General features: G+C 56.9%; 14 protein-coding genes. 4 read left to right on the top strand and 10 right to left on the bottom strand.

What is annotated here, in order from left to right; translation table 11 throughout:
* Positions 1-7: 7 nt before the first annotated feature.
* The 6 genes from ACP86_RS00860 to ACP86_RS00885 are packed head-to-tail and all read right to left on the bottom strand — an operon-like array spanning position 8 to position 6016.
* A complete protein-coding gene (locus tag ACP86_RS00860) occupies positions 8-1111 on the bottom strand; it encodes a DUF3570 domain-containing protein (RefSeq protein ID WP_049784481.1) in 1104 nt (367 codons plus the stop codon).
* Positions 1112-1154: 43 nt separating this feature from the next.
* A complete protein-coding gene (locus ACP86_RS00865; RefSeq protein ID WP_039882064.1) occupies positions 1155-1391 on the bottom strand; it encodes a DUF4266 domain-containing protein in 237 nt (78 codons plus the stop codon).
* Between the two features lie 18 nt (positions 1392-1409).
* Positions 1410-1913: a TlpA family protein disulfide reductase gene (locus ACP86_RS00870; protein WP_014577483.1), complete on the bottom strand. Its 504-nt coding sequence runs from the start codon at positions 1911-1913 to the stop codon at positions 1410-1412.
* An 11-nt stretch (positions 1914-1924) separates the two neighbouring features.
* The gene (locus ACP86_RS00875) at positions 1925-2569 is read right to left on the bottom strand and encodes an outer membrane beta-barrel domain-containing protein (RefSeq protein WP_008174661.1); all 645 of its coding nucleotides are present in this window, start codon (positions 2567-2569) and stop codon (positions 1925-1927) included.
* Positions 2539-3291 carry an SH3 domain-containing protein gene (locus ACP86_RS00880; RefSeq protein WP_014577485.1) on the bottom strand — a complete coding sequence of 251 codons (753 nt, stop codon included), beginning with the start codon at positions 3289-3291 and terminating at the stop codon, positions 2539-2541. The genes ACP86_RS00875 and ACP86_RS00880 overlap by 31 nt, the downstream gene beginning before the upstream one ends.
* Before the next feature lie 22 nt (positions 3292-3313).
* Positions 3314-6016: a PD40 domain-containing protein gene (locus ACP86_RS00885; RefSeq protein ID WP_053112309.1), complete on the bottom strand. Its 2703-nt coding sequence runs from the start codon at positions 6014-6016 to the stop codon at positions 3314-3316.
* 170 nt (positions 6017-6186) lie between these two features.
* Between ACP86_RS00885 and ACP86_RS00890 the strand changes: the two genes are divergently transcribed.
* From ACP86_RS00890 to ACP86_RS00900, 3 genes are read left to right on the top strand one after another with little or no spacing between them, the layout of a single operon-like run.
* Positions 6187-7422: a hypothetical protein gene (locus ACP86_RS00890; protein ID WP_053112311.1), complete on the top strand. Its 1236-nt coding sequence runs from the start codon at positions 6187-6189 to the stop codon at positions 7420-7422.
* Positions 7423-7453: 31 nt separating this feature from the next.
* Complete coding sequence (locus ACP86_RS00895) at positions 7454-9919, top strand: LamG domain-containing protein (RefSeq protein ID WP_176443035.1); 2466 nt, start codon at positions 7454-7456, stop codon at positions 9917-9919.
* Between the two features lie 12 nt (positions 9920-9931).
* Positions 9932-11494 (top strand): hypothetical protein, encoded by a 1563-nt coding sequence (locus ACP86_RS00900; protein ID WP_053112318.1) that lies wholly within the window; start codon positions 9932-9934, stop codon positions 11492-11494.
* Between the two features lie 21 nt (positions 11495-11515).
* Here ACP86_RS00900 and ACP86_RS00905 read toward each other — a convergent pair whose 3' ends face one another.
* Positions 11516-12409 carry an FAD:protein FMN transferase gene (locus ACP86_RS00905; RefSeq protein WP_082220608.1) on the bottom strand — a complete coding sequence of 298 codons (894 nt, stop codon included), beginning with the start codon at positions 12407-12409 and terminating at the stop codon, positions 11516-11518.
* Positions 12410-12810: 401 nt separating this feature from the next.
* Here ACP86_RS00905 and ACP86_RS00910 point away from each other — a divergent pair, with 401 nt between their 5' ends.
* Positions 12811-14061, top strand: a complete 1251-nt coding sequence (locus tag ACP86_RS00910; protein WP_053112319.1) for a substrate-binding protein — start codon at positions 12811-12813, stop codon at positions 14059-14061.
* A gap of 23 nt (positions 14062-14084) precedes the next feature.
* Here ACP86_RS00910 and ACP86_RS00915 read toward each other — a convergent pair whose 3' ends face one another.
* From ACP86_RS00915 to eno, 3 genes are read right to left on the bottom strand one after another with little or no spacing between them, the layout of a single operon-like run.
* Complete coding sequence (locus ACP86_RS00915; RefSeq protein WP_053115429.1) at positions 14085-15716, bottom strand: NADP-dependent glyceraldehyde-3-phosphate dehydrogenase; 1632 nt, start codon at positions 15714-15716, stop codon at positions 14085-14087.
* An 11-nt stretch (positions 15717-15727) separates the two neighbouring features.
* Complete coding sequence (gene tpiA / locus ACP86_RS00920) at positions 15728-16534, bottom strand: triose-phosphate isomerase (RefSeq protein WP_053112321.1); 807 nt, start codon at positions 16532-16534, stop codon at positions 15728-15730.
* 23 nt (positions 16535-16557) lie between these two features.
* Positions 16558-17859, bottom strand: coding sequence for a phosphopyruvate hydratase (gene eno / locus ACP86_RS00925; RefSeq protein WP_053112326.1), 1302 nt, complete (start codon positions 17857-17859; stop codon positions 16558-16560).
* Between the last annotated feature and the right edge of the window lie 52 nt (positions 17860-17911).

Consider the following 17911-nt stretch of genomic DNA (forward strand, 5'->3'; position numbering starts at 1 on the left):
TGCATGCTCAGTATTCAAGAATCAACGACGCCCGGGTTACGTAGGCATCGAAGGAATATAGGGGTTCTTCGCCGGGGAGAAAGTCACCTGCTGCGGTGACATCCCGGAAGTTGTCATATTCAAAATTCAGCCAGTCCACCAGTAAGCTGAACTGCAGGCGATCAATGCCGGGAAGCGAAGTCTGCTTCCATTCGTAGACCGCGCCCACCGCCAGGGTTGTCCCGGATAGGGAGCTGAGCTCCTTGTCACGGGCCAGGTGTGTCTGGGAGTTCTCGAATGGGAAAAGATCGCTGTAAAAGTCCGCCTCGCTCTGGCTGTAGTAACGAATGGAACCTTCAAGGGTCCAGTGCTGGTTCAATCCGTGCACGTATCCCAGTTCGACCGTGTGGGCGTTGATGCCCCAGGTATCGGAAAAATAACGGTATTCACCGCGAATTGAGGCGCGATATGGCAGATAGTAAAGCGCTCGCATGGCCACGGAGGTACTTGTTCGGGTTTCCGGATAACGTTCCGGTTGATACAGGAACGCTGTGGAATCGTTCGGGTCGATGTAGCGGTTCTGTCGGTAAGGGTTCTGCAGGAAGCCCTCATCCGTAACCACCTCAAGATCCAGGCCTACCAGGCTGTTGCGGGTGACGACCTGACTCAGTCCGAGCTGATAGTTCCGACGATCAGCTTCCTCGCTGAAGGAATCGTTGCCAACCCGGCCCACTTCATCCCAGCCGCTGGCATAGCCCATGGTTACTGTGGACATGCCCCCGAAAAACTCCTGGCTGAGCGAGAAGTAAACGGTGTTGGCTTCGTAATCGTTTTCGGAACTGTTGGTGAAACCCAGACTCAAAATGGACTTATCGTGCAGGTAATCGACACCAAAGGTGTACTCGTTGCGTTCTTCCTCGTAGGGGCTCGCCGTGGCCAGAACGTCCACAGAGGCAGCCGAAACGGAGTCAACATAGTACTGGCCGGAAAACGAAACCGACGAGCCAATACCCTTGCGCACCAAAACTGAGGGGCCATCGATGACCATGCCACCACCGTCATAGCGGTGGTAGAGAACATCCACGTTATCCACTGGCAAGGTCGCCGCAATCGCCTGTTGCCCGGCCAACATCAGCACGAACAGAGCGCAGACGGAGCGCACTAACCTTTTGCCGTCAGTTACAGCCACAGCCACCCCCAGAACCGCCTTCTGCTCCCCGCGCAGACTCCCGGACCTGATAGACGTGATGCATATAGGAATCCGCCTTGCCATGGCGGCTGAGACTCATGACCGGATCCGCCAGATTATCCCGTTCATAGGGTTTTACCCACGGCTTGATTGAGCTGCATCCAGAGATCGTGAAGGTCGCGACCAAAAGAGCAGAGGCAGTGAAGATCGACAAATTACGCATAAACGTTCCGTCCGAAAATTATTCGCGCACCAGCTCGCGAATCTGCTGTTCGTACTCGTCTTCGTAACCCGGCTGATAGCCGTAGTGGAGATACCGGGCATTACCATCGCGATCGATCATCACGGTCGTTGGCATAGCCTGGACTTCATAAAGCTCGCTCACCGAACTCTCCGGATCGTAGAGGATCGGGTAATTCACGGGTACCTTGTCCAGGAAGCGATGGGCCTCTTCCCGATTCTCATCCACATTGACCGCCAGAATCGTGAAGCCGAGATCCTTGTATTGGCTGTAAAGCTCATCCATCAGCGGCATTTCCTGGCGGCAGGGACCACACCATGATGCCCAGAAGTTCAGCATCACCACTTCACCACGATGGTCCTCCAGCCTCAGGTTTTCGCCGGAACGGCTTTCCAGGGTGAAATCCGGAGCTGGCACATTGATGGCCTCGGCGCCCGCCATGGGGCTAAGACAGGCCAGGACGCCCGCCACCGCCAGTGATTTTATGGATGCTTTCATAACCATTGCTCCTGTAATCAGAAAAAGACCGACAGGCCAGTGCTGACCTCTGTGTTCATGGAGGTTTTCTCGGCCCCAAGAACATCTATTCGGTAGTAGTGCTGTCTTACGCCAATCTGAACTGCAACGCTGTCCGTCAACAGAACCTGATAGCCCGCGCCGGCATTCAGGGTAAACCGGGTGTCACCCGCAAAATCGGTAGCGCCGGCACCCGCAATCAGATAGAAATTGGTGTTGAATGCGTAGTTCTCGGTGAGGAAGGCCTCGCCCGGAAGCACGTTGTAACCCAGGTTGATGTTGTAATAGCTGTAATCCCGCTCGCTGTCGGTAAGCACCTCCACGTTACCGGCCAGCTTCTCGAAACTGGTTTCTCCACCCTCCGCGAAGCCGACTCCGGCCTCGAAAAAGAAGGACTCGCTGAGGTGGTAGGTGAGCTTGCCGCCATAAAGCAGCGACGACTCGAAGTCCTCGATATTGAGCACGCCCACAAAAGCGCCAATTTCAAAGTTCTCGGTGTCAATCAGCGCCTCGGTGACCGGCACCGGGGTAACATCCGGCTCGATCAGCGGCCGATCATCCTGGGCCTGGGTTGCTGTGGCTATGCATAGCCCTGCCCCGAGACACAGCGTTTTCAGAAAAAGATGCTTAGTCCGATTTTCCATTCTGTCGCTTCTTCGTTGGTGGACCGGGTAGTGAACACTTTGTAGTCCTTCACTTCGGCACGGATGAAATATCGATCGGTGATGTAGGCGCGGATGCCAAGCCCTGCATGGCCAATGCTGTTATCCCGTTCTTCGGGCTGAGCCAGAGTGGCCTTGGGATCAACCCAGATATGCCCGACCCCCAGGGTAAAAAAGGGTGATACCCGCCAGTCAGGAAATGGCTGATGCACCAGATTCGCATTAACCATTCTAATTTCCGAGGCGCTGCCCAGAATCTGAGAAGCCCAAAGCTCGGCGGACAGGTTTCTGGTCATCCAGAAGCCGCCGTAGCCTGCCGTGACAGCGGCACCGTCAAACTCCCCCATCATCAATCCGGCTTCCACCCGCCGGCTTTCAAAAGCCTCAAAATCCGGCACCTGAAGATCCACACGATTACCCGTGGCATCCACCGTCTGCGCAATATCCGCAACCGCTATCCAACCCTCCCGGCCACGGGTATCCGTCACTTTGATCCAACTTGTCTTGCGCTGGAGAATGGTCAGCCATTCCCCCTTTTCGCTGGTATGAAAAACCGGATAGCCCGTTGCCGGTCCGGTTCGCCAGGACACATAGGGCTCCGCCACCTGCACTTTCAATGCATCGTCTTCAGCCTGCCCCCACAGCCAGCCGGCCCAGCTCTGGGCCGGCAACAACAAAAGAAACATAAGAATGGCGATGGGCATGGTGCGAATTTCAGTCCTTGGATCAGTCTTCCGGAGCGTCGAACGGATTGTTGAAATACTGGCCGCCAATATCCAACCACTCTGCAATCAGTCGCAGTTCGGCGGGCGAGAGGAAATCCCTGTGTGAACCGTCGTCGGCGAATACGTCGAAGAAACGACTGGCACGAGCACCGTTGACGGACATTGAAGCCTGCACCGGCACAGTTACCAGGATGGGTTGTTCATCTCCGTTGGCGTCCAGAATGGGATTGCCTTCTTCGTCCCTCAAAACCTCCCCGGAGTCCACGAGCACATCGATCAGAGCGCCGTTCACCAGTTCCTGCTCACTGTCCGGGAAAAGCAGTTCTCTGTAGGCGTTGAAGTGTAGCGGTTCATCGGGTGACGGGCCATCGCCCAGATCCAGTTGTCCAGCCGGCACTTGCTGAGCGTCCGCCGCATCGGTGTCCGTATGGCAACTGGTACAGGTGTAGTCATCCACGACCGCCATGGTGTCCGGGTCCAATACCTCCCGATTGACGCTCCACAGCGGATGAATATGCTGCTCGTAGTTGATCACAATCCGGCAATTCGGCGCCCAGTCGGTGGCACATACGCCGGATATCGGCGGCGGTGTCTGCAGATCGGCATAGGCGTAGGCAAAGCTGTCAGGCTTGGGATCCACGGCATCTCCGGACCATTCATCGGCATAGATCACATCCGGCGTCGGCCGGCGAATCTCGTTGATGCGGGCAAACACCTGAGCCATGGTTTCACCCATGTCGGCAAACAGAGCCGGGTCGGTATTCGGGAACGGAAGGCTGGTGGTTGCGGCCCCACCCCACACGGACGCTGGACCGGCATCCGGTCTGCCATGGGGTGTCGGACTGTTCGGGTTGTGGCACCCTGAACATTCAAGGGTCTCGCCGGGGCGCACCGTGAGCCAGTTCTGGTGCCGGTTGCCCATAGCGCCACCAACACGCTGGCCTTTCTCATCGAGAATACTGATGGCAAATGCAACATTGGCGGGCACCGCCACCTTCACTGACCCATCGGGCTCTATCGGCACGTAGCCCAGTATCTCCCGCATCAGCTGAGCCCGGCTGCGGCCAAAGGCGCTGTTGTCGAAATCCCGGACGTTCTCATCGGGGATGGCCACGGGCTTTTCCAATCGAAGGAATCTTGCCGGGCGATCTTCCGGCGGCGTTTGCAGCGGATCAGCCATTGCAGCAATACCAGTCGGCGTGGTGTCCACTCCATCGATATCATAGACGCTTCGAATGTGCAGGACGCCGTAGCCGGCATCGCCGAGGGCCCCCTCATCACCCGTGAACTGGGATTCCGGGATGAACCCTTCCAGAGGCCGCTCCTTCATCAGGACCGCCTCATCAAACTGAACGCCCTCTACCGGCGGGACCACCGGCCGCTGGGTTTCGCTGTTGATATCCAGAAGCCACAAACCGTAGACGGGCTCTGCGGGTTGATAGTCTTCGGATTGCAGGCGATCTTCCGTGCAGTTCACAATCCGGTCGGTCGCTGTTTCACGCAACCGGCAAGGTGTCCAACTGACCAGGTAGCGGTTGGTACCATCAAGCAGCGGTGAAACCGATGCATAACTGCCTTTCAGCGACAGTTGGCCATCCAGGCCCACGCCGGGCACAAGCGAGCGCTGGCCCGAACCTTCGGTGCCATCGAGACGAAGATTGGCCTCAACAAATTGGTCAACATCGACTTCCGCCAACACAGACGCGTAATCATCCGTTTCAAACGGCCTTAGCTGCACGAGCAGATTGCCGCTGTCTGATTTGCGTGGCTGCAGGTACTGTATGTCGTTCGCTTCTGGAACCGAATCGTGGGAGTGACGTCCGAAAAGATAACTCAGGCCAGTGCCGTCAGGGTTGACGCGGTAGAGGTTCACACCGTTGTTCCGGGTTTGGCCGGCATTATCCCAGCGGCTGAAAACAATGGTGCCATCATCCGCCACCATGGGGTCGAGGTCGTGGCTCTGATTGAAGGTGATCTGTTCAATGTTCTGACCATCGTCGTCCATCACATGCAGAACAAACCCGGGGCTATCACCCTCCTCGTCCAGACCGGAATACTGGGGTTTGCCTTCATCAAGCAGCACCGCCTTGGAAATCCGCTGACGTGTTGACGAGAAAACGATTCTGCCATCAGGCAGATAGGCTGGCGCAACGTCCTGCCCGGCCCGGGCGGTAACGTCCGAATCGATGATCCGGCGCACGATGTCGGTACTAACGTCGTATTCCCAGATATTCCAGGTTGGCTGATCCTCGTCGTCTGCGTCCTCGATTTCCGGCGCACGCATGGCAAACAGCAGTCTGGAGCCGTCGTGGGAAACGTGGAGATCTTTCACGTCGTAACGCAACTGACCATTGTCATCAAGGAATTGCGGCCCCGCGAATGCTCTTGAGGCAATATCCCGCGTCTCGGCGTCCGCAGTGGCACTGGCCTTCAGAAACAGCCGCGCTCCGGGGCGGAAAGCGCTCGGGTCGGCCAGGTTGTCCTCGACAAGGGCCCCGGTGTTTTCGTCAAAAAGCAGAGCCCGTTCGACATAAGCCACAGGGTTCTCGACGACAACCGGATCCGCCTGCTGACTGTCGCTGCTCGAAAGACAGCCAGACAGAGCTGCAAGCGAGCCGAGTGCGACAGCCAGGCGAGTACTGCGGGAGATGTTTAGAGTGGGCGACTTAATTTCCAACGTGAGAAACCCTGTTTCGGATGACATTCCATGACATAAATTAAGTCGGTTCCGCTGGCAGGCTCCAAGGGTTTTACGTAACGCAATGTAATAACGTGGCCTACGACTCAAAACGAAGGATATAGCAAGCCGTAAACTTTTAACAATTGTCAAAAAGCATTAATGTGCACATGCTAACGATCACCGAGGGAAAGGACATGACCGCCCGGAACAGGATCAGAAGCCTGCTTTGCAAGGCTTGCAGTACCGTAGTTCTCGTCGCATTGGTGTCTGGACAGGCCAGCCTTGTTCAGGCTGGCCCCAGGGAGCAGGCCAAAAGAATTCACGATCGGGTCGCCGGCGTGCCACCCTCTGAAGTCGTCCTTGACGATATGGCGAGCGACATAGAGTCCGGCAGAGCTATTGATGCCGCCTTCACGGCCATGCAAGACAGCGCTTTCTACGACGTCACCCTGAAGAATTTTGCAGCCCCCTGGACCAACGAGGCGATGTCAAAGTTCGTGCCCCTTAATGATTACATTGCCACGGTGATTGGCCTGGTGCGGGACGGGGAAGACTTCCGAAAAGTTCTGTATGACGATGTTCTTTACATCGGGAATGCATCCCTGAACCTGCCAAACTACTCTACCAGCAACAACAACCACTACGAATCCCTCGAGAACAGTGGAGCCAGCCTTAAGGACAACCTGGAGCGGGTAAACCAGTCGACCTACACGGGCCTTCCTCCCTCGGCCACCGCCGGCGTCATTACATCAAGAGCTTCCGCCCGGGCTTTCTTCAGTGCCGGCACCAACCGGGCGATGTTCCGCTTCACACTGATCAATCACATGTGCAACGACCTGGAGCAGGTTGCGGACGTTACCTTGCCCACGGACCGCATTCGCCAGGATGTTTCCCGCAGCCCGGGTGGTGACAGCCGGGTATTCCTGAACAACTGCGTTGGCTGCCACACCGGCATGGACCCCATGACCCAGGCGTTTGCCTACTACGACTACGAGTATGACGCCAACACCGACCCCGATGGAGAACTGGGCAGACTGGTCTACAACGCCATTGGCGAAACAGATCCAGAAACCGGCTCCAGGGTTCAGGCCAAGTACCACATCAACTCTGCAACCTTCGAGCAGGGCTATGTGACACCTGACGACAGCTGGGATAACTACTGGCGCCAGGGCGCCAATCGCCGACTGGGATGGGATCCCTCACTCCCGGGTTCCGGCAGCGGTGCCAAGAGCCTGGGTATGGAATTCGCGAATTCCGAGGCCTTCGCAGAGTGCCAGGTCAAGAAGGTGTTCGAGAATGTCTGCCTGCGACCTCCCTCCGACAGCGCAGACCGTTCGCAGGTAAGCAGTATGGTTGCCAGCTTCGCAAGTCAGGGTTACGACCTGAAGCAGGTATTTGCAGAATCCGCCGTGTACTGCATGGGGGAGTGAGGACGCTATGAAAACATTTAAAGGAATTTCCATGAGCTCCCTCAAGTCGGTCCTTGCCATCACTGCCCTGGCCCTTCTGCTTTCTGCCTGCGGGGGCGAATCCACGGAACAACTGCCGAATACCTCCCAGAATTCCGGCACGGTTACCTACAATGGGCCTGCCCCCTCGACGGATGATGTAGCCAACTTCAAGCGCACCGTGTGGGACAACCTGGTCACCCAGGATAAATGCGGCGCGTGCCACGGCTCCAATGGCCAGGCACCCACGTTCGTCAATGAGCAGGACGTTAACCTTGCTTACGCACAGGCGAATTCTATTGTTAACCTGTCTGATCCATCCCAGTCCACAATGGTGACAAAGGTAGCAGGTGGCCATAATTGCTGGCTCCAGAGCACGTCAGCCTGTGTGGACATTCTCACCACCTATATTTCCAACTGGGCAGGCGGGTCAGAAGGCTCTGCCAAAACCGTGGAACTTCGCGCTCCTGCGCTCAAAGAACCGGGTGCCACGGTTGCCCTTCCGACTGACACTGGCCTGTTTTCCACCACGGTATACCCCGAACTCAGACAGTATTGCAGCGACTGCCATGCTGATGGTGGCCAGACCCCTTACATTGCCAGCGCCGATGTCACCACTGCCTACGATCAGGCGAAAAGCCGTATTGATCCTATGAATCCGGGCGCATCCCGACTGGTCGAACGTCTGCGCTACGACTTCCACAACTGCTGGGACGACGACTGCGAAGCCTCAGCCGATTTGATGGAACTGAAGATTCTTGAAATGGTCCAGGATCTGAGCGCCCAACCCGTGGACCCGGCAATCGTTGCCAGCAAGGCACTCAACCTGCAGGCAGACGGCCTGCTCGCAAACTCCGGCGGCCGGTTTGAAGACAACGTGATTGCCCTGTACGAATTCAAGTTTGGTGAAGGCCAGACTGCCTTTGATACCAGCGGCGTCTCGCCTGCACTGGATCTGACCCTGAGCGGAAACGTTGACTGGGTTGGCGGCTGGGGTATTGACCTTGGTCCGGCAGGCGAAAACGAGCAGGGTTTCATGATCCCGGCGGGCAAGGCCCAGGGCAGTACCACCGCAAGCCGGAAGCTGCACACCCTGCTGACCGCCTCCGGCGAGTACAGCATCGAGGCCTGGGTCGCCCCCGGCAACATCACCCAGGAAGATGCCCGCATCGTGACCTACTCGGGCTCATCCACCACTCGCAACGTTACGCTCAGCCAGTCGCTCCAGCGTTACGAAGTGCTGCATCGCAGCACCACCAGCGATGAGAATACGCCTTTCGCGACCCGGGACGCCGACATGCTCCTGCAGGCAACCCTGCAGCACGTGGTGGTGAACTACACCCCGGCAACCGGGCGCCAGATCTTTGTAAATGGTGTCCCAACCGGGGATGTCGACCCGGACGACGGCGGACTGCTGACTGAATGGGACGACAGCTTTGCCCTGGTGCTGGGCAACGAGACCGATGGTAACTCGCCCTGGCAGGGCGCGATCCGCATGGTCGCCATCCACAATCGTGCGCTGACACCGGAGCAGGTCCAGGCCAACTTCGAAGTGGGCGTTGGCCAGAAGTTCTATCTCCTGTTCGGTGTCTCTCACCTGATCGACGTGCCCGAGAGCTTCATCGTGTTCGAAGTCAGCCAGTTCGATAGCTATGCCTACCGATTCACCAGTCCCTTCTTCATCAGCCTTGATGACTCGGCCGAACCATCGAACATCCCGCTGCGCGGCATGCGACTGGGCATCAACGGCAAGGAGGCAACTGTTGGACAGGCCTGGGCCAACCTGGACGTTGTCCTGGACAGCGGCAGTTATGAGCCCGGCGCCGGGCAACCGCTCTCCTCTCTGGGCAGCATCATTGCGCTGGAAAACGGGCCAGGGAACGACGAGTTTTTCCTGACCTTCGACCAGCTGGGCGGTAACAACTTTGCCCGCTCCGAGCCGTCGCTGCCGCCTCAACCGGCGCCATCAGACCAGGAGCCGTCATCGGAGATCGGCTTGAAAACTTTTGACGAGATCAACGAGTCCATGTCTCGGATGACCGGTGTACCGACCACGCATTCGAAGGTTTCCGAGAAATTCAACACTGTTCGGCAGCAACTCCCGACAGTGGAAACAATCGAGGGCTTCCTTTCGTCTCATCAGATGGCGATTACCCAGCTGGCAATTCAGTATTGCGACGCTCTGGTTTCCAGCGACAACCTTCGGCAGGAGATTTTCGGCAATTTCAATTTTGCGGCACCGGCAAACACCGCATTTGAAGGTGGCGGAGAGGATCTCATAGTGGGAGCGCTCCTCAGTAGGTTTGTCGGAAACGATCTGGCATCTCAGCCTACAAATGAGACAGTCGCTAATGAGCTCAGCAATCTAATCAATGGCTTGACCAGCTGTGGTGCAAGCTGCGGCCCTGACCGAACCGAAACGGTCGTCAAGGCAAGCTGCGCAGCTGTGCTTGGCAGTGCCACCACCTTGGTTCAGTAAAGGAAGTCGATCATGTTTATACGCAAATCACGAAAGAAGCCTCTGGCCAATGGCAGTCCACTACTCCATGACGACCACGGCAAGCCCAGGACACGTCGCGAGTTTATCGCGCAGGGTCTTATGGCAGGCTCGGCTACTGTTTTCGGTGCATCTCTTTTCAGCCTGTTCGGTAACCCGCGGATGGCGTCCGCCGCGCTTTCTCCAGACCTACAAACCTTGAAAGAAAGCTGTGGTATAGCGCTGCAGGGCGCAGGCAAGATTCCATTTATCTGCTTTGATCTAGCGGGCGGAGCCAATATTGCCGGCTCCAATGTACTGATGGGTAAATCCGGTGGGCAAATGGACTTCCTGAGCACCGCAGGCTACAACAAACTTGGTCTTCCCGGTGACATGTTGCCCAACGATCCGGCGTTCGTGAACACGGAGCTGGGCCTCGCATTCCATTCAGACAGCGGCTTCCTACGCGGGATTCTTCAAAGTACTAGTCCCGGCACCCGGGCGGCAACAGACGGAGCCATTATTGCAGCTCGCTCGGAAAACGACACCGGCAATAACCCACACAACCCGATGTATGGGATCTATAAGGCCGGAGCTAATGGTGAATTGCTCTCGTTAGTGGGTTCCCAAAGCTCCGAATCCGGCGGAAACTCCATGGCTCCGATGAGCCTTATTAATCCAGAAGTAAGACCCACGAAAATAGATCGCCCTAGCGATGCTTCCGGGCTAGTGGATGTAGGCGACCTGATCGGAATTCTCGATCCATCAGATGCGGTGGCAGTTATGGAATCCATCCAGCGTATCAGCGATGAAAAAATGAACAGGGTAAATACCGAAATCTCGACAGATGAGGTGGTAAAAAAATTAGTCCGCTGCGGCTATGTGAAGAGTGCCGATCTGGCAGATCGATATGGAAAAAGGGCCAATCCACTTGATCCCGAGGTGGACCTCGAAATCGTCGGGCCCACCGGCATCTTCAGCCGCGATGAGTTCGACAACAACCGGGAGTTCAGGAAAACCGCCTCTGTGATGAAGCTCGTGCTGAATGGTTACGCCGGCGCCGGCACAATAACCATGGGCGGCTACGACTACCATACGGGTGAGCGCGGGACCGGCGAACGTCGTGACGAGCAGGCCGGCCGCTGTATGGGTGCCTGTCTGGAATACGCCGCCCGGGTAGGAATGCCATTGATGCTCTATGTGTTCAGTGACGGCTCGGTGTCGAGCAACGGCCGAATCGACGATTCCATGGACGGTCGTGGCAAGGGCGAATGGACCGGCGACAACCAGCAGACGGCCGCCTCGTTCTTCCTGGTTTACAACCCGGCGGGCCGCCCCGCTCCGATTCGCAGGCAGATCGGCTTCATGCGCTCTGATGCGTCGGTGGAAACTGCCTCCAGTCCTGCGGCCAACAACGTCAACCAGTTGGTTCAGACCGTGCTGCTCAACTACATGGCATTGCACGGGGAGCAGGGTGACTTCGGTACCCGTTTCAACGGCCACGGGCTGGGCAATGGGACATCTCAGGACAGCCTGATTGCGTTCTCGAATGTCGTGAACGGCACTATCGGAAATTGACAGAAACTGCTCGTTCCGCCCCTAGTCTGATTGGGGCGGAACGAGGCCTTCTGAAACATGCATCATGCGCTGATCATCGATAACCACAACATCGATACCCTTCAAACGCTCAATCATCTCCAGTCCCTTTTTGGGCCCGAGCACGAAAACCGCCGTGGAGAGGCCGTCGGTTGTTAACGCATCCTCGCCGATAATGGTCACGCTTTGGACACCCTGGACCGATTTGCCGGTCTCAGGCGACAGGATGTGATGAACCCTTTCTCCCGCCTCATCCACGAAGAACCGCTCGTAGTCGCCGGAGGTGGACACTGCCACATCCTCGAGCGGCAAAACCACCGCGTTGCGCCCTTCTGAACGGGGGTCCCGAATGCCCACGTACCAGGGCCGGCCCCGCTTGTCCCCTAACAGTCGCATGTCGCCGCCAGCACTCAGCCGGGCATGGCGAATGCCAAAACTGACCAGACGCTCGATTCCCAGATCCACTGCATACCCTTTGGCGATGCCACCGAGGTCTACCAGAATCCCTGCCTGCCGGTATTCGACCGTCTGATCATCCTCATCAAGAATCACATCCCGAAAATTCACCCGCGGCAAGCCGGATCGAAGCTCCTCGTCCGTGGGCTTTTTGCCGGCCCTGAAGTCATACAGGTAACCCACTGAGCCAAAGGTGATATCGAAGGCGCCCTGGCTGAGTAGCGAAACCTCCCGTGCTTTTTCAATCACCTCGAACAACCCGTCACTGACTTCTACTGGCCCGTCGGGTGCATTGCGGTTGAGCCTGGAGACCTCCGACTCTTCCCGGTAGCGACTCATCTGTTCATCAACCTGATGAAAAACCGCCAGCACCTCTTTGCCAACCCGGTTCGCCAGCTCTTCATCTTCCGCCCAGAACTCCAGTTCGATAGGCGTGGTCATTGCAGTATCCGAAAACCGATACCACTCGGCGCTGGCCGACATCGGGACAATGACAAGCCCCATTGCCGCCACAAGAGACGAGAGAGTCGATCCGATTCCGAATTTCCAGCGCTTTATAGTTACCAAGACCCACAAAACTCCATTAGCTGCCGCAAAGCCCACACCAGGCAAGTCCGGAAAGTATATCCATTTCTTCGACTGCAGCCGAACCGATTCGTGGGAACAGCATAGGTCAGACACGATGCAGATCACTAACCTACAATTTGTTACCCAAAATTCCACTTTAGTCCCATTGTTGGCCTCATAATCAGCAGAGACACTAGCGTTGCTTAACAAATAATCAAAACAATGATTGGCAGCCCTTTTCCCCATGGGCGCTGCAATTCCGGAGGCCAACCTGAATGAACGTCAGAAAAGTACTCTTTTCTGCTTGTCTGCTGTTGCTGGCGAGCACCACTGTGTATGCCGAAACCCTTAAAATCGGCCTGAATTATCCCCAAACCGGTCGTTACAAGGATCAGGGTCTGCAACAACGTCTGGGCGCCTTTCTGGCGGTTGATGAAATCAATAAAGCCGGTGGCGTGATGGGGCGTCAGCTGGAGCTGGTAATCAGAAATACCCGCGGTGACCCTGCCCAGGGCGCAAAGAACACCGCAGAACTCATCGACCGTGAAGGCGTCCAGATGGTGTTCGGCGGAGTGTCCAGCGCCGTTGCCATTGCCTCAGGCAAAGCTGCTCGCGATCGCAACCGGATCTACTTCGGCACGCTGACCTACTCGAACGCCACCACCGGCGCTGAAGGGCATTCATACATGTTCCGTGAGCCCTACAACGCCTGGATGACCGCAAAGGCGCTCAGTCAGTATCTGACCACCAATCATGCGGAAGACGATTACTTCTACATTACCGCCGACTACACCTGGGGCTGGTCTGTGGAGGAGTCTGTTCGCAAGTTCTCGGGAACCGAAGACACTGACCGCCACCAGGGCGTGAAAACGCCTTTCCCCCGGGCACTGATTACCGATTTCAGGGAGGCGCTGGAGCAGGCAGAGGCTAGTAACGCCAAGGTTCTGATGATGGTCCTGTTCGGCGACGACATGGTGAGAGCACTCAACGTTGCCTACGAAATGGGCCTTACCAAGAAAATGCAGATTGTTGTGCCTAACCTGACCCTGGGAATGGCTCGGCAGGTAGGCCCCACCATTATGGAGGGCGTTATCGGTGGCTCCCCCTGGGTATGGAACGTACCCTACGAGCTGAACTATCCGAGAGGAAAAGAGTTTGTTGAGGCCTTCTCAGCTCGGTATGAAATGCGGCCTTCTACTGCTGCGGCCTCGGCCTACAGCATCGTCTATCAATACAAGGATGCAGTGGAACGTACCGGAACCACCAATACCGCCAGCCTCATCAGGGCCCTGGAGGGACACAGATACACGTTCCTGAAGGATGAGCAGTACTGGCGCGAATTCGATCACCAGAATGTCCAGACAGTGTATGTGGTGAAAGTAAAACCACGCAACACCATCATTGCTGACGAATACAGTTCCGATTATTTCAGCATCATTGATTCCATGCCCGGTGATCAGGCCGCACAAACCCGGGAAGAATGGGAAGAGCGGCGCCGGGAGGCTGGCAAGCCCCTCCAGCTCTAGATCCAAGACAGAGGGTCCGGCGATCAGAACAGATAGTCGGTTGTCAGTATTTTCGAGCTTCGTCCCCGCACAATGCCGGTCACCAGGTCCCGATTGCTCTCACTGGACTTGGTGGCCACGGTTGTGCGAATCGAGAACACCCGAAGGGCATCCGATACCGAAAGTGTGCCTTCCGCGGAGTCTTTGCGTCCGTTAAATGGCAGGGTATCGGGCCCCCTCTGGCACTGGGCATTGAGGTTGATCCGACCCACCTGATTTGCAAGCAGATCAATCAGCCTGCCCACCGTGTCGGAATCCGAACCGAAGATACTTAGCTGCTGCCCGAAGCTGGAATCCCGAACGTGCTCAATCACTTCCTGCTCATCCGAGAAAGCAGCAACAGGAATGACCGGCCCGAACTGTTCTTCATGATAGATGCGCATCTCGGCAGTGACCGGGTAAAGCACGGCAGGGTGAAAATACGTGCCGTTGACTTCGCCGCCACCGGGATTGACCACCGATGCGCCTTTGGCGATGGCATCATCCACCAGCTCCCTGAGGAACCCGATCTTGCCCGGCTCGGGCAATGGCGTCAGCGATACGCCCTGCTCCCAGGGCATTCCCGCAGCCAGCTCATTGACCGCTTCCGACAGCTGGCTGACAAACCGATCTGCAAGGGAATCATGTACAAAAAGCAGTTTCAGGGCGGTACAGCGCTGACCATTGAAAGACAGCGCGCCGGTGACGCACTCGCTGACGGCGAGCTCGAGATCCGCATCCGGCAACACGATGGCCGGATTGTTGGCGTCAAGGCCCAGCACAGCCTTCAACCGGTGCGGTTTTGGATGCATCTGTTTCAGTGCGGACGCACCCCGGTGAGTGCCAATAAAGGCGAACATGTCCACCTTACCGCTTTTCATCAACGGCCCGACGGTGTCCCTGCCCCGCCCGAAGATGATGTTGATGACTCCAGGCGGAAACGACTTCCGGAATGCGTCGATCAGAGGACCAATCAGGAGCACACCGTATTTGGCGGGTTTGAACACCACAGTGTTGCCCATGATCAACGCCGGAATCAGCGTTGTGAAGGTCTCGTTAAGTGGATAATTGAACGGCCCCATGCACAGGGCAACGCCCACCGGTAAGCGACGGGTCTGCGCCACAACGCCACCTACGATCTCGAATCTCGATGAACGTCGGTCGAGCACCTTCAACTCATGGATCGTATCGTTGATGTAGTCACAGGTTCGGTCAAATTCCTTGCAGGCATCTTTACGGGTTTTCCCGATTTCCCACATCAAGAGCTCTACCACGGCCTCCCGATGATTTCGCATCTCCGCGAGGAACTGTTCGACGTGTTCGATTCTGTTGGCTACTGACATGCTGGGCCACTCTCCGTTGCCCTGACCGTAGGCCTGCACTGCCGCATCCAGAGCATCCAGGGCGGCGGTCTCATCCATCAGCGGCGTCCGACCGATCACCAGGGGCTGAGGTTCGCTCTCGCCCTGCGCGACAGTGCAGATCGGGCTGCGAACGTCTGCGTAGGGACCGTCCCAACGGCGGAGTTCGCCCCCGACCAGTGTATCGGCCAATTCCACACCACCCCGTCGAAATTGTTCGGGTACGTCGCTTTCATTCGGGAAAAACGTCGTTTGCATCCAGCGTTTTGGCTGCATTTCCATCTCCATCAATTGGTTTCGCATTCGCCGGCCAGAACGCCGGAAGCTTCAGCCAGGGCACCGGCAATCGTTCCGAATTCGTCGGCGTGCAGTGAGGCACCGCCAATCAGGCCGCCATCAACGTCGGCAAGACTGAACAGCTCCAAGGCGTTGGCCGCCTTGACGCTGCCGCCGTAGATCACTCGAAGGTCCTGGCTGATGTCCTCGGATGCCTCCGGTGCACTCTTCGCAATGAATTGGCGGATTTGCTGGTGCACCTGGGAAACCTGCTCCGGCGTTGCAGTTTTGCCAGTGCCGATAGCCCACACCGGCTCATAGGCAATGACTCCATTCGCCATCGCAGCCAGCCCCACCTCGTCAATCACCGCCTGAAGCTGCTGTTCAATAATCAGACTGGTGCGGCCAGACTCCCTGTCGTCCAGTGTTTCGCCAACGCACAGTACCGGCGTAAGCCCGGCTCCAAGAACCGAACGGTAACGGGCAGCGACCTCATGATTGCTTTCGCCAAACAGTAACCGGCGCTCAGAGTGCCCCACCAGCACATAGCGACACCCCATCTCCTGCAGCATGGTGGCACTGACTTCGCCGGTGTAGGCGCCGGAGACAAATCCGGACGCATTCTGGGCACCCAGCATGATGCCGGTGTAGCCCAATAGATCCCGCACCTGAAACAGATAGGGATGTGGGGGACATACGGCCAGATCAATGGACTTGCGAAACGCCCTCACACGAGGCAGCACACGGACCATCAGGGCCTGGTTGGCCTGAAGGCTGCCGTTCATCTTCCAGTTTCCAATCAGAATGGGTTTCCTCATAGTGTTTCTCCCGAAAAGCGGTTTCAGGTATCCAAGGCGCAGCGAATCGCGCCGACACCGGGGTAAAACGCGTGGGCGCCAAGGTCCTGCTCAATACGCAGCAAACGGTTGTACTTGGCGACCCGGTCGGATCGGCAGAGAGAGCCGGTTTTGATCTGGCCCGACCGTGTCGCCACGGCCAGATCGGATATGAAGGTATCTTCGGTCTCGCCACTGCGGTGGGAAATCACCGTGGTATAGCCGGCGTCCTGGGCCATTCCGATAGCATCCAGGGTTTCTGTTAGGGTTCCGATCTGGTTGAACTTGATCAGTACCGAGTTGGCAATTCCCTTACGGATGCCCTCTGTGATGATTGCGCTGTTGGTCACGAAAAGGTCGTCACCCACCAGCTGCACACGTTCGCCCAATTTCTCGGTCAGCAGTTTCCAGCCGTCCCAGTCGCTCTCGTCCATGCCGTCTTCAATAGACGCGATGGGATACTTCATAGCCAGATTGAGTAGGTAATCCGAGAACTCCTCAGAGGTATACTCTTTGCCGGCACCCTTGAGGTTGTATCGGCCGTCTTCATAGAATTCAGAAGCGGCACAATCAAGAGCAAGGACCACATCGGATCCGGGCCGATAACCTGCCTTTTCAACGGCGGCCAGAATCAGGTCGAGTGCCTCCTCGCTGGAACGCAGATTCGGTGCGAAGCCACCTTCATCGCCCACCGCCGTGGACAGCCTGTTCTTCCTTAAAAGCGACCGGAGGGCATGGAAGGTTTCCACCCCCATCCTCAGCGCCTCGCTGTAGCTGGGCGCCCCGACCGGTTGGATCATGAATTCCTGGATATCAACGTTGTTGTCGGCATGGGCGCCACCATTGATGATGTTCATCATGGGCACTGGCAAGATACTGGGGCCGTTGCAGCCATAAAGCTCGGCAAGATACCGGTACAGGGGCTGTTGCCGGTAATTGGCGCCGGCGTTGGCTGTGGCCAGGGATACGGCCAGAATCGCATTAGCCCCCAATTCCGCCTTGTTGGGCGTGCCATCCATCTCGCACATGAGGCGATCCATCACGAGCTGATCAAATACCACGCGCCCCTCCAGCGCCGGAGCAATCCGTTCGTTAACGCACCGAACTGCCTGCAGGACGCCCTTGCCGTTGTAGCGACTGTCATCACCATCGCGCTTTTCCAGCGCCTCCCGGGTTCCCGTGGACGCCCCGGATGGCACACGGCCCTGCCCGACCACGCCATTTCGGAGTTCTACGTCCACTTCCACTGTGGGAAATCCGCGGGAATCCAGAATTTCCCGGGCAGTGACTGATTTTATCTGTTCCATAGCGTCGTTCCTGTTCAATCATTATTGTTTGCGAATTTTATTTTTGGATAAC

Origin of the sequence: Marinobacter sp. CP1, assembly GCF_001266795.1 — a bacterium.
Classification (GTDB): Bacteria; Pseudomonadota; Gammaproteobacteria; order Pseudomonadales; family Oleiphilaceae; genus Marinobacter; species Marinobacter flavimaris.

Coding starts and splice junctions, on each gene's coding strand:
- ACP86_RS00895 (WP_176443035.1), top strand. CDS start 7,454: ATGAGCTCCCTCAAGTCGGTCCTTGCCATCACTGCCCTGGCCCTTCTG.
- ACP86_RS00905 (WP_082220608.1), bottom strand. CDS start 12,409: ATGACCACGCCTATCGAACTGGAGTTCTGGGCGGAAGATGAAGAGCTG.
- tpiA (WP_053112321.1), bottom strand. CDS start 16,534: ATGAGGAAACCCATTCTGATTGGAAACTGGAAGATGAACGGCAGCCTT.
- ACP86_RS00870 (WP_014577483.1), bottom strand. CDS start 1,913: ATGGTTATGAAAGCATCCATAAAATCACTGGCGGTGGCGGGCGTCCTG.
- ACP86_RS00880 (WP_014577485.1), bottom strand. CDS start 3,291: ATGCCCATCGCCATTCTTATGTTTCTTTTGTTGTTGCCGGCCCAGAGC.
- ACP86_RS00890 (WP_053112311.1), top strand. CDS start 6,187: ATGACCGCCCGGAACAGGATCAGAAGCCTGCTTTGCAAGGCTTGCAGT.
- ACP86_RS00865 (WP_039882064.1), bottom strand. CDS start 1,391: ATGCGTAATTTGTCGATCTTCACTGCCTCTGCTCTTTTGGTCGCGACC.
- eno (WP_053112326.1), bottom strand. CDS start 17,859: ATGGAACAGATAAAATCAGTCACTGCCCGGGAAATTCTGGATTCCCGC.
- ACP86_RS00910 (WP_053112319.1), top strand. CDS start 12,811: ATGAACGTCAGAAAAGTACTCTTTTCTGCTTGTCTGCTGTTGCTGGCG.
- ACP86_RS00900 (WP_053112318.1), top strand. CDS start 9,932: ATGTTTATACGCAAATCACGAAAGAAGCCTCTGGCCAATGGCAGTCCA.
- ACP86_RS00875 (WP_008174661.1), bottom strand. CDS start 2,569: ATGGAAAATCGGACTAAGCATCTTTTTCTGAAAACGCTGTGTCTCGGG.
- ACP86_RS00915 (WP_053115429.1), bottom strand. CDS start 15,716: ATGCAGCCAAAACGCTGGATGCAAACGACGTTTTTCCCGAATGAAAGC.
- ACP86_RS00885 (WP_053112309.1), bottom strand. CDS start 6,016: ATGTCATCCGAAACAGGGTTTCTCACGTTGGAAATTAAGTCGCCCACT.
- ACP86_RS00860 (WP_049784481.1), bottom strand. CDS start 1,111: ATGTTGGCCGGGCAACAGGCGATTGCGGCGACCTTGCCAGTGGATAAC.